We start from the raw sequence: 12,071 nt of genomic DNA on the forward strand, positions 1-12,071 counted from the left end.
CTTGCTACTGTGCCCAATGGTGATTGCGGGAGAGTGGACGGTGGGGATTTTAGCCATGCGCGGTGAGGCCAATACCCGGCAGCAGAGGCAAGCATTGGAACAGATGTTAAACCAGACGATTCCTGAAGAACGCTTTCATATTCAGCCGCTGGATTTACGGCAAATGGGTGAGGCCGTCAACCAGCGAAGCGTGCAATTTCTGGTGACCAATCCGGCGCAATTTGCCCAGCTTAACAGCCATTATCATCTGCGCTGGTTGGCGTCGTTACGCTCACGTCGCGGAGGTATGGAGGGCGGGAACCTGATTGGCAGCGCCATTTTGGTACGGCGTGACAGTGATATTGTCAGCCCGCAAGCGCTGATAGGAAAAACCGTGGGCTCGATTGATACACAGGCGTTTGGTGGTTATTTATTAGGTTATAAAGTGCTTAACGACGCCGGGTTGCGACCGGAACACGATTTCCAACTGCGTTTTACCGGGTTCCCTGCGGATGCCTTGCTGTATCTGCTGCGTGAGCGCGCCATTCAGGCCGCGATTGTGCCGGTATGCTTGTTAGAAAACATGGATGAAGAGGGGCTGATCAACAAGGCGGAGTTTCGCCCATTGCTAGCGCAAGTGCAGCCCTTTCCGTGTGTGACCAGCACGGCGCTCTATCCCAACTGGTCGTTTGCCGCTTTGCCTGATGTGGAGATAATGTGCTGGTCGATCGCGTGGCGCGTATATTGTTGAATGCGCCCGAGACGGCGGAATATCAATGGGGTGCGCCAGCCTCTATCAACCAGGTTGAAGCGTTACTGCGTGACGTGAATCAACACCCGGAACAGCGGCGCTTATGGTTGGATATTAAAAGCTGGCTGATTCAGCACCAGCTTGCGATGAGCATCTTGGCAATGATACTGGCGGTACTGACCGTGAATTATGTCTGGGTGATGCTGCTGGTACGACGGCGTGGCAAGCAGTTGGAAAAGGCCAGTGCGCAATTGCATCAGCAGGAACAGGCCTTGACGACGGCGCGACAAATGAGCGTGCTGGGCGAAATGGCATCCGGTTTTGCTCATGAATTAAACCAGCCGCTTGCGGCGATACGCCACTATGCGCAAAGGGGGGGTGATTCGTTTACGCAATGCGGATGCACACCATCCGCTGATCCAGGCGCTGGAACATATTGACGCTCAAGCGCAACGCGGCGGTGACACCCTGAATAATTTACGCATGTGGGCGACCCAATCACAAGGCGCGGCAGCAGGGGATTGGCAATCGGTGGCGGTGACTGCTGCGGCACAGCATGTTTGGCACCTGTTGCGGATGGAACAACAATATCCGCAGGTCCGGCTCTGGTTGGATGTCGATAATGACCTGACGCTTAGGCTGCCGCCTGTGTTGCTGGATCAGGTCCTGGCGAATCTGATGCTGAATGCGACCCAGGCAGGCGCACAGGATATCTGGCTCTGCGGATGGCGTGATGAGGCCACTGTGGTGCTCGAGCTTCAGGATAATGCGGGTGGCATGAGTGATAATACACTCAGTCAGGCTTTTACGCCGTTTACCACCAGCAAAGCAACGGGCATGGGGTTAGGCCTGGCGATTTGCCAGCGTTTGATGCGGCAATGCGACAGCGAGATTACGCTGGAAAACCGTCTCAGTCCCAAAAATACGCTGGGGATATGCGCATGCCGGGAATGGATGGGCAGCAGGTCTACGCCGCCATGCGGCAACAGCGCAGCACGCTGGCCGTAATTTTTTTGTCCGGGCATGGCGATGTGCCGATGGCGGTCACACAAATCAAACAGGGGGCAGTGGATTTTTTGCAAAAGCCGGTCGCCGTTGTGCCGTTGACCGCCGCGTTGGCACAGGCATTTACCGTCTCTGCCGACCTGTTTGCATGTCACCAGATCCGATGCTGTTATGCTGAACTGACGCCTAAAGAACGGGAACTGGCCAGTTATGTGGTGCAAGGGATGATCAACCGGGAAATCGCGGAAAAGATGCATATCGCGCTGTGCACCGCGCTCGCGTGATGGAGAAAATGCAAGCGGACAGCCTTGCCAGTCTGGTCAATAAATTCTATAAAACGGCGTTGGCATAGCCGTCAGATTAACCGTCTGCGGGGTTATCAGTAATTCCTTTGTTTTGAGATCCGAGGCGAGCCTGATCGCGCTTGCCAAGGTATAAACGCCGCTATCGTATTTGGCCTGCATTATTACGAACGCGTTATTCCCAAGCCAGTTGTAACATACCGAGTAATTGATCGTAGGTTAACGGCACCGGATTGGCTTTCATGGATGATGCACTGCTGGCCGCCAACGCGGCGGATTGCAACGCATCCTGTGAGACACCGAGCGTACTGAGTGAGCCTAAACCAGCCTGGTGACGCCAGTCGCGTAGTGCCTCAAAGGCCTGCGTAGGGAGGAACATCGAGCGCACTGGCAAACCAACGGCGTATTTCATCAAAGCGTACCAGTAACGTTGGATCGGCGACATGGGCATTATTCAGCATCAAGCCAAAGGGGAGCAGGCTACCGCATAGTGCACCGTGTGGGGCATCGCATAATCCGCCCAATGGGCCCGCCAAGCCATGAATCACGCCAAGCCCGGCATTCGCCAGCGCCAGACCGCCACACTGGCTTACCCACGCCATGGTATCCCGGCTATGCGGACATTCTTGTTTCATCAGTTGCATTAACGCGCTGATGCCCTGCGGGATTGCGGCTCGACACAGGGCGTCCGTGTAAGGCGTTGCGCGATTGCATATATAAGGTTCAATCACCTGCGTCAAGGCATCCAGCCCAGAGGCGAGCGTCACACTGCGAGGCGTATTGTCTGTCAGAGCTGGATCAATGATGGCGAGGTCTGGCAGCATGCGGTTATCACGCAGGCTGACTTTTCGACGGTGTGCAGGAACGTTGATAACAGCATTTTTGGTTACCTCAGCACCTGTCCCGGCGGTAGTGGGCAGCGCAACGAAGGTTAAGGGGGCTGACTCCAGGATTCGGCCATTACCAACCACTTCCTGATAGTCAATCAGCGGCCCGTGTGCTTTAACCAGTGTAGCGATTGCTTTACCTGCATCGATAACCGCGCCGCCGCCAAGGCTGACAACGGCATCTACTCCATACTGTCGCGCGAGTTCAACCCCCTTGTTCAATGTTGGCAAGCGTGGGTTCGTGAGCGATCGTGAAGATACTGACGCGCACCTGTGCGGCTCATTAAAATAAGTAATGTATCTATTTTCAAGCGGTTCACAAGCCAAAGTGCTTAATTGTGCTCAACATGGCAGAAAATTTTCACAGTCTTGATGCCTACTGGCGTGCGATGGAAAAGTTTAGGGGTGGCGGAATTATGCAATTTTGTCCTACGCTTATCTCTGTAACGTTTTTTTGTAAGATTTTCTGTATGGTTTGGTATTAAGGAGACTCTATGAAGTGTCCGAGCATTCCTGATGATGATCCACAAAGACTGAAAGCGCTCTGCGAATATGCGCTTGATCCTGGAGCGACCTTATCCAGTTTGTCGCCAGTCGTGCGCATCGCGTCACGTATGTTCGATATGCCCATTGCGGCAGTCAATATGATCGGCAGCGATCGTGTGTTCTTTGCCGCGAGCCATGGGTTGGGTGAGGGGTCTGTTGACATGACCCGAGATGCCTCTTTCTGTGCGCATGCCATTCTGACCGAAAACGGTATGATTGTGCGTGACGCCGAGCGGGATGAGCGTTTTCATGATAATCCCTTGGTGACCGGGCCGAGCCATATCCGTTTTTATGCTGGTGTGCCGTTACGATCCCCCGAAGGGTATGCGCTGGGTGCGTTGTGTATTCTGGATAACAGTCCCCACCAAAACTTTACCGCTGAGGATCACGCTCGTCTGACCGAACTGGCCAGAATGGCGTCCGATCGTCTTGAACTGCGACGCATTGATGAAGTGGCCAGCGAGCATCGCGCCGAGATGGACACTACGGTATTGACGGTGGAAGTGCCGGTTATCCACTTTGATCGGGCCTTGCGCATTACCAGTTGGAACGAGGCGACAGCACAGTTATGGGGCTACGCTGAGGATGATAGCGCTGAATTAGTGGTCAGCGACCTTTTTGGTATTGATGAAAATACGGAATTCTGGAACGCCATCCGCCGTGTTATTGCGGACGGTACATGCAGTGAAACACCGCCTTTTGAGGTCAGCGGACGGCATAAAAACGGCAGCAAGTTGTTCTTTGTGTTATCGCTGTTTTGTGAATGTTGTGGTGGCAATTTGCAGTTTACCGCCGCGTTACGAGATATGACTCGTTATCGACAGGATAAAAAGGCCATTGCCATCAGTGCCGATTGCGATCCGCTAACCTGGCTGAGAAATCGACGCCGCTTTTATCGTTGCGTCGAAGACGCCGTATTGTGAGACCCCAATGCTACCATCATGATGATTGATATTGACGGTTTCTCGGATGTCAATGCTGCTTTTGGGCATGCTGCCGGTGACGAAATTTTATGTGAAATCACTCATCGACTATTGATATCAACCAAGGAAACGCAGATTGTCGCACGCATTGGCGGTGATGAGTTTGCTGTGATGCTGCCGGATATTTACGAACAGGCTGAGGCCGGGTTTTATGCCCAGCAAATCATGGAGCATATCGCTCAGCCGATTCTGGTACAGGGCAGTCCGATAAGTGTAACGGTCAGTGGCGGCATTTCACTGGCTCCGAAACACGGCTATGGGGCGCTGGAGCTGATTGCCAACGCCGATCTGGCCTTATCAAGGGCGAAGCGGACGGGGCGTAATCAACTCTATATCTTTACGCCGGAGTTGCGCCAGGAGGCAACGGCGCGCCGCCATCACGCCATGGAGCTATTACGCGCAACGGACAACAGAGAGTTTGTGTTGTTTTATCAGCCGCAAATAAAGCTGAGTGATGGTTCATTGTCCGGCGCGGAGGCGTTAATCCGCTGGGTACACCCCACGCGTGGGCTATTACCCCCTTCGGAATTTTTAACCACATTGGCACGCGGGCCAATGTGGTTAGCGTGGGGTCTTGGATCCTCAATGAAGCCTGTGCACAGGCGGCCTATTGGCGTCGGTGTGGTGCACCTGATTTTCGCATCGGCGTGAATTTGTTCGATGTGCAACTGACGACAGTGGATCTGGCCGCAGAGGTCGCGGACGTGCTGAAACGCCACGGTCTTCCCGCAGAAGCCTTGGAAATTGAATTAACGGAAAATATCGCCCTGAATAATAACAATGATTCAATCATGTCGGACACACTGCAAAAAATTCGTGATATGGGTGTTTCTATTGCCTTCGATGATTTTGGTACGGGCTATGCGTCGTTGAGTATGCTAAATCAGTACCCGGTAACGCGCATAAAAATTGATCGCTCATTTATTCAAAATTTGCTCACTTCACGACGCGATACCTCTGTTGCTTATGCCATTCTTGATATTGCCCGTAATTTCGAGATTGAAGCGATTGCGGAGGGAATCGAAACCGCAGAACAGTGGCATGACTTACGCCAGCACGGCTGTCAGGAAGGGCAAGGCTATTGGTTTGGTAAGCCTTTGGAGGCGCAAGCATTTTCCTCGAAATTCGGGCTTGTTCCGCAGACGCTCAGGAAGAAAGTTAATCCATAATCAGGCTGTTAGGGGAAAAGGTGGTGTGAGTATTTACGATGATCCACATACTGTTTTGAATAAGATAAATTGCCTGAGTTAACACATTATCTTAATTTTGTGCCCAGCCAGTGTGACCCAATGGCTGGGTGTTATTATTTTGGACCGTCCGTATTACAGATGGTTTAGGCCTTGCGGTGCTGTTCTGGCGACGGTGGGTAATCTGGCGATACCAAACCCGGTGAAGCCGTATATTAGCGCGAAGAAGATCGCTGTATAGCATTGGATTGCCCATGGAACAAGGTCCAATGTGCTAACCCACAGGGTGCTGGCCATATACACCCCAGCCGAGGTCCAGGGCAGTAATGGCTCAGTCACTGTACCCGCGTCCTCCACCGTTCGCGATAGGTTCTTGGTGTCCCAGTCCCATACGCAGATATGATTCTCTAAACAATTCAGCGGGAATAAGCAGCGCCAACTTCCCGTCACTGGTTGCTCCCGTGACCAATAGGGTGATTGCCACGGTAGCTGCAATCAACGGACCCACACTGCGAATCGCTTTTAGCAACCAGTTAATGATTACGGTCAGGGCCCATGTCAACGTTAAGGCTCCTGCAAAGGAAAATGCGCAAAGCACCAAGAGGATGGTGCTCATAATGGAGAACATCCCTCCACGATCGAGCAAACGGGGAATGTCGCTGATTAAGCCGGTTACCTCTGTACCCTGTGCGGCAAACATTGATGTGTTGAAACCGTGAATCAATGAAATATACCCTTGTTGCAGGGTAAATCCCTGTAGGCCTACGCCGATGCCTATTGCCAAGACGGATGCTGCCAACATAACGGGTATCACAGGGCGTTTGGTGATGGCACCCCACAATACCAGGATGGGCGGGACGAGCAGGATCACGTTAAAGTGATACAAACTCGCTATCGACGTTACAATTTGATCCACCTTATCCAGATTGGCCGCGTGGCTGGGGAGATGGGTATAGCCAAAAAACAGATAGGCCCCGGCGGCTAAGGCAAAGCTCGGCAGTGTGGTATACATAAGATGGCGGATGTGGCTGTAGAGATCGGTTTCAGCGACGATGGCGGCGAAATTGGTGGAATCAGGCAGCGGTGACAGCTTATCGCCAAAATAGGCCCCTGAAACCACCGCACCCGCCGTGGCGGGTAAAGAGACATCAAGGCCAGCGGCGACGCCCATCAACGCCACCCCCGCGGTGCCCCATGAGGTACCTGTGCAAACCGACGTTGCGCAGGTGATAAGAAAGGCCGTGATAACGATATATTGATGGCTGATCAGTTTCAGGCCCCAATACACCATGTAAGGGATCGTGCCACTTAACATCCAGGCTCCGATCATGCCACCGACGCAGATCAATATCAGTTCACGGGCATCGCTTTGGCCAGTTTCGCGACAATTGCGTCTATGATGTCTACCCAGTGGTAGCCTTGCCAATAGGCAACGGCTGTAGCGACGGCAGCCGAGACCAACAATAGCGACTCGATGGGTAATTTATACTGACCATAACCAATAACTGTAACGGCTCGCAATCGAAATCCCTCGTGCTTGCATCAACGCGATTTTAGGCTCAGATTAAGTGACAATGAAAATCCTGACAGGCTCACATTAAGTGATAATGAGCTCGCATTTATCTTTTCCGGCTCGCCATCCATTGCATCGGGCTCACAATAACTGCAAATGAAAAACGTCAAATGCCATCCAGCTTAAAAATATCAATACGATAACAACAAGGCTTCAACCAGAAAGACCACGATAAATCGCTAAGTACATGATAAATCTAGTGCATTCCCGTACAATCGAATTCAGTACTAATGGTAAGTTGAAGTGCGAATTTGAAGGGAAGACTTTTTTTGAATGCTAATTATTCATCTATGTATTACCAATAGGGGATATACTTAACAATAGTGATGCATCAAGGAGATAGATAGATGATTAGCCCAACTGAATGCGGTAGCAGGAGTGATACTTATCGAGTCACTTTAGATACGCAAGAATCATCACAAAATACTGAATGTGCTTTATCCAAAATGATCAATATATGTAACCTACCAGTAGAACTCAAACAAAAAATCGCCTTTAATCTTGATTCAAAAGATTATGCCAGCTTACGGGCAACAGGTAAAATCATGAGCGAAAGCTTAGATAGCTTTTCTGTAATGAATAACAAGCTAACGCATGGGAAAATCTCGAGATATGTAGAGAAAAACATTCGAGAAATAATGTGTGACAACCTAATCAGAAACTTACTTGGTGGTAATCAAACAAAAGAGATAACATTAAGTTTGAAAAACTGTTTTTCACGTCCGCACCCCATTCTTGAAGGAAACATCCAGATAGGAACGGAATACTTACCCGATAGTTATAAAAACACTCATCCAGATCGTATATGTAAAGTAGTTGATTTATGTAGAAATGGGATCACAAGTTTTATACCATGTGGAGAGAGTAGAGCTTTCAGGCCAGACTTGTTTCCTGGCGAACTATGGAACGTCGCGATTAATTTCAAGCATTCGGAAATAAACTTAAAATATCTGAACGATATCTTTTCTTCTTTCAACAAAGTTTACCGACATACTGAAGACACTGAAAAATTTGTCGTTGCAAATCTAGCCAGCACACTTAGGAATTACTGGGCAGAAACGCCCCCCATTCATGTGAATAAAAAAGATATTGTTAATCTCTCTGTTGCTTATCCGGAATTATTCCATGCCGGAGATAATGTTGTAAAAGTTATACGTGAGTCAATACAATAAAATAAATCTAACTGTACTTGATGATAAATGTTATAACAACGACTCCGTAGCAAACAGCTAGGGATGGTAAACTGAATTCTCGTAGCTGTCACACTTTGCCGTCTCACGCTAAGTGATACTGAAATTAGATCCCCTAGGCGACCTATTGTCCTGTATGAGTACACCCTAAGAGAACAGCTTGATGAGACAGTTTTTCTGTCTCATTTGGGTCGTTTTTGTCTCATCTGCGTGTTACGTTTTCCTCATCTAAAGTCTAACGAGACACTTTGAGTAAAATGGCACTTTATGGCTATGCCAGGGTTTCAAGCAGCGATCAGGATCTCACCTTGCAGGCGCAAACACTGCGAGCAGCCGGGATGGGCGAACAGAGCTGCAGCTTCTGCTTGATTTTCTACGACCTGGCGACACGCTGATTGTCACGCGAGTCGATCGCCTGGCCCGTAGCATTAAAGATTTGCAGGATATCCGTGTATGCCCTGAATCAGCAGGGCATTACCCTCAAGGCAACAGAGCAGCCTGTCGATACACGAACTGCAGCAGGCAAGGCATTTCTTGATATGCTCGGCGTCTTTGCTGAATTTGAAACTAACCTGCGCCGCGAACGCCAACTGGAAGGTATTGCGGCAGCCAAAGCTCGCGGGGTCTATCAGGGGCGCAAACCACGCATTGATGCTGCAGAGGTTCGGCGGTTGTACGTTGACGAGAAAATGGGCGCTACCGCGATTTCCCGCCAACTGGGGATCGGACGGGCCTCTGTCTATCGCGTGCTGGAGCGCGATGAGCAGCCGGCGTAAGGCCATTCCCGCGGATTCTCTGTTGCAATTGCGGCAACGGCTTGATCGCCTGCCACCAAAAAGCCCGGAGCGCGCGGCCCAGATCACCGCGACGGCCCTGTTGTACGGCATTTCCGTTACCATCGTCTATCGCACACTTCGCTCCTTCCAGAAACCCCATACTGCACACCGGCGTGATTATGGGAAACCCCGGGTATTACCACCGTCCGAACTCGAACACTTAATTGTGAACTGATCGCTGCATTGAAATTACGTACCACGAATTAAAGAGGGTCGTCACCTGTCAACAACTCGCGCCATTCAGTTGCTTGAAGAGCATGGTGTGGAAACGGCTCAGGGGCTGGTTAAACCCCCACCGGGATTGTTACGCCGACCAACGGTTAACCGCTATCTGTCCCTATTCCGACTTGATCATTCACGCCTGTTGCGGGAACCGCCGGCAGTGCGGTTTCAGGCTGAATGCAGTAATGACTGCTGGCAGTTTGATATGTCGCCCTCCGATCTCAAACATATCGATTGCCCAAACTGGATTGATCCGGCACATGGGCTACCCACACTGATGTTATTTAGCGTGGTAGATGATCGCAGCGGTGTGACTTACCAGGAATACCGTTGTGTGTATAGCGAAGATGCTGAGTCTGCCCTGTGTTTTCTGTTCAATGCCATGGCCCCAAAAAGCAATCCGGAAATGCCTTTCCAGGGCCGGCCGAAAATGCTGTACCTCGATAATAACCCGGTGGCAAAAAGCCATGTATTCAAGAATGTAATGCGGGCACTGCATATTGATTGGCAGACGCATATGCCGGCAGGCAAGGATGGCACCCGCACCACTGCCAGGTCAAAAGGTAAGGTTGAGCGTCCGTTTCGCACTGTGAAGGAAGCCCATGAAACGCTGTATCATTTTCATAAACCGGAAACAGAACAGCAGGCCAATGAATGGCTCTGGAACTACCTGATACGCTATAACGCACAACAGCATCACAGCGAAAAGCATGCCCGCCTGGAAGACTGGCTGAGGCATTTATCACCGGAGGGGCTTCAGGATATGTGCTCCTGGGAACAGTACTGCCGCTTTGCCCGGGAGTCGGAATCCCGCAAGGTGGGGGGGACGCCCGTATAACCCTTGACGGGACCGCTTACGAAGTCGAACCAGATATGGCGGGCGAAACCGTTATCCTGCTGTGGGGCCTGTTTGATGACGAAATGTTCGTGGAGTTTGACAACGAAAAGTGGGGGCCTTACTTTCCCGTTTCCGGCCCCATCCCCCTGCATCGCTACCGGACGTTCAAACGCGGCAAAGCGGCGGTGCGGGCAGACCGTATCCAGGCGTTGGCTCAGCAACTGAACTTACCCATCAGCGCCATGTCCGGCAATGACCTCAAACTGGTGACTGATAGCGCCCAGAGTACACGGCTGTTGCCACATCAGTCGTTCGAATCCCCAACATTTGAGTACTGTTTTCCTACACCGGTGGCAGCGAAGCTGGCAATTGCTGCTGATCTGTCCACACCATTGGCGAAACTATCGGTTGAAGACAAGGCGTTTATCGACCAGGTGCTGACAGACACGCTGATCCGCAGTGAGATATTCAGCAGGATTAGGGAGTATTTTCGCAACAACCAGTCAGGAGAAGATCATGCGGGTTGGGGTAATGGAACATTATGGGCTGGCACAACCCATCGATCAGGCCGGCTACTATGAGACGGATCACCATAAGCAGCTTATCAAGGATATCCGGGGTGCTATCCACGAAGGCCGGTTAATTGCTGTTTGTGGTGTGGTTGGCAGTGGCAAGACAGTCACCATGCGGCGTTTGCAACAGAGTCTCAGGGAGGAAAATAAAATTACCGTTGCACGCTCCCTGTCGATAGAAAAAAGCAGCATTAAGCTGGCTACGCTGATCAGTGCTCTCTTTTACGATTTGACACAGGATAAGCAGGTTCAGATCCCCAAGCAGGGCGAACGGCGCGAGCGTGAGTTGCAGGAGTTGGTCAAAAAAGGGAAACGCCCGGTGGCGTTGTTCGTTGATGAAGCGCATGACCTGAACGGCCATACGTTGACCGGACTCAAAAGATTGATGGAAGTTGTGGAAGACGGCGGTGGCCGCCTGTTGGTTGTTCTGGCGGGTCACCCAAAGCTACGCAATGATCTGCGACGCCCGACCATGGAAGAGATTGGCTATCGCACCGATATCTTTACGCTGGATGGCATTGCCGGTAGCCAGCGGGAATATATTCAGTGGTTACTGAAATCCAGCATGGGAAAAGGCAAATCCGAAGACATTCTGACGGCTGACGCCATCGACCTGCTGGCAATGAAACTACGCACCCCACTTCAGGTTCAACAGAATCTGACACTGGCCCTGGAGGCAGGTTATCAGACAGGAGAAAAGCCGATAACTGCTGCCCTGGTTGAATCGGTACTTTCCCGTCAACTTGACGATCTGGAACCTACATTAACGCGCCATGGTTATCGACTTAAAGACATGGTAGAGCAGTTTGATGCCAAACCGGCAGAAATCAGGGCCCTGTTCAACAATCAACTTGATCCGGCCCGGGCGGCAGAATTGCGGGACCGAATGCTGGCAGTAGGGCTCCAGATATGACGTTTTTCATTTGCAGTTATTGTGAGCCCGAGGCAATGAATGGCGAGCCGGAAAAGATAAATGCGAGCTCATTATCACTTAATGTGAGCCCGGCAGGATTTTCATTGTCACTTAATCTGAGCCGAAAATCGCGCTGATTGCGAGCACGAGGGATTTCGATTGCGAGCCATTACAAATAACCAACAACATGAGCATGGCAACGATGGGAAGCAGTGCCAATCCCAGATTAAGTTCCTTTTTAGCTTTCATTTCTCACTCCTTTAAGCATTGAAGAGGCCAGCGTAGTA

Annotated in this window: 6 protein-coding genes and 6 pseudogenes; 9 read left to right on the forward strand and 3 right to left on the reverse strand. The window is 51.0% G+C overall.

All coding sequences use genetic code 11. From position 1 onward, the window contains the following. Nucleotides 1-16: 16 nt before the first annotated feature. Both ttrS and JZM30_RS14710 read left to right on the forward strand, forming a co-directional pair. Nucleotides 17-1,738: pseudogene (ttrS, locus tag JZM30_RS14705) on the forward strand (tetrathionate respiration histidine kinase TtrS). Further along, nucleotides 1,663-2,087: pseudogene (locus JZM30_RS14710) on the forward strand (response regulator); the annotation flags it as partial. The pseudogenes ttrS and JZM30_RS14710, both read left to right, overlap by 76 nt. 125 nt (nt 2,088-2,212) lie before the next feature. Here JZM30_RS14710 and JZM30_RS14715 read toward each other — a convergent pair. Further along, nucleotides 2,213-3,204: pseudogene (locus JZM30_RS14715) on the reverse strand (iron-containing alcohol dehydrogenase); the annotation flags it as partial. A gap of 214 nt (nt 3,205-3,418) precedes the next feature. Here JZM30_RS14715 and JZM30_RS14720 point away from each other — a divergent pair. From JZM30_RS14720 to JZM30_RS14730, 3 genes are read left to right on the forward strand one after another with little or no spacing between them, the layout of a single operon-like run. Continuing rightward, on the forward strand, nt 3,419-4,393 hold the full coding sequence (locus JZM30_RS14720) for a GAF domain-containing protein (RefSeq protein WP_252319583.1): 975 nt from the start codon (nt 3,419-3,421) through the stop codon (nt 4,391-4,393). 18 nt (nt 4,394-4,411) lie between these two features. Beyond that, nucleotides 4,412-5,104 carry a diguanylate cyclase domain-containing protein gene (locus tag JZM30_RS14725; RefSeq protein ID WP_252319584.1) on the forward strand — a complete coding sequence of 231 codons (693 nt, stop codon included), beginning with the start codon at nt 4,412-4,414 and terminating at the stop codon, nt 5,102-5,104. Beyond that, a complete protein-coding gene (locus JZM30_RS14730; RefSeq protein WP_252319586.1) occupies nt 5,020-5,622 on the forward strand; it encodes an EAL domain-containing protein in 603 nt (200 codons plus the stop codon). The genes JZM30_RS14725 and JZM30_RS14730 overlap by 85 nt, the downstream gene beginning before the upstream one ends. A 153-nt stretch (nt 5,623-5,775) precedes the next feature. On the opposite strand, the pseudogene nhaC reads toward JZM30_RS14730, so the two are convergent. Next, nucleotides 5,776-7,161, reverse strand: a pseudogene (gene nhaC / locus JZM30_RS14735) (Na+/H+ antiporter NhaC). Nucleotides 7,162-7,560: 399 nt separating this feature from the next. Here nhaC and JZM30_RS14740 point away from each other — a divergent pair. The 4 genes and pseudogenes from JZM30_RS14740 to JZM30_RS14755 all read left to right on the forward strand — a co-directional run bounded on the left by JZM30_RS14740 (nt 7,561) and on the right by JZM30_RS14755 (nt 11,784). After that, nucleotides 7,561-8,385: a hypothetical protein gene (locus JZM30_RS14740; RefSeq protein WP_252319587.1), complete on the forward strand. Its 825-nt coding sequence runs from the start codon at nt 7,561-7,563 to the stop codon at nt 8,383-8,385. A gap of 275 nt (nt 8,386-8,660) precedes the next feature. Next, nucleotides 8,661-9,179: pseudogene (locus JZM30_RS14745) on the forward strand (recombinase family protein). Next, a pseudogene (locus JZM30_RS14750) lies at nt 9,163-10,880 on the forward strand (transposase family protein). The pseudogenes JZM30_RS14745 and JZM30_RS14750 overlap by 17 nt, the downstream one beginning before the upstream one ends. Next, entirely contained in the window at nt 10,816-11,784 is a 969-nt protein-coding gene (locus tag JZM30_RS14755; protein ID WP_286673587.1) for an ExeA family protein, read from the forward strand. The pseudogene JZM30_RS14750 and the gene JZM30_RS14755 overlap by 65 nt, the downstream one beginning before the upstream one ends. 111 nt (nt 11,785-11,895) lie before the next feature. Here the strand turns inward: JZM30_RS14755 and JZM30_RS14760 are convergent, their stop codons facing one another. Next, nucleotides 11,896-12,033, reverse strand: a complete 138-nt coding sequence (locus tag JZM30_RS14760; RefSeq protein ID WP_252319589.1) for a hypothetical protein — start codon at nt 12,031-12,033, stop codon at nt 11,896-11,898. Between the last annotated feature and the right edge of the window lie 38 nt (nt 12,034-12,071).

The organism is Candidatus Symbiopectobacterium endolongispinus, assembly GCF_018777385.1.
GTDB lineage: Bacteria > Pseudomonadota > Gammaproteobacteria > Enterobacterales > Enterobacteriaceae > Symbiopectobacterium > Symbiopectobacterium endolongispinus.

Coding starts and splice junctions, on each gene's coding strand:
- JZM30_RS14720 (WP_252319583.1), top strand. CDS start 3,419: ATGAAGTGTCCGAGCATTCCTGATGATGATCCACAAAGACTGAAAGCG.
- JZM30_RS14725 (WP_252319584.1), top strand. CDS start 4,412: ATGATGATTGATATTGACGGTTTCTCGGATGTCAATGCTGCTTTTGGG.
- JZM30_RS14740 (WP_252319587.1), top strand. CDS start 7,561: ATGATTAGCCCAACTGAATGCGGTAGCAGGAGTGATACTTATCGAGTC.
- JZM30_RS14755 (WP_286673587.1), top strand. CDS start 10,816: ATGCGGGTTGGGGTAATGGAACATTATGGGCTGGCACAACCCATCGAT.
- JZM30_RS14760 (WP_252319589.1), bottom strand. CDS start 12,033: ATGAAAGCTAAAAAGGAACTTAATCTGGGATTGGCACTGCTTCCCATC.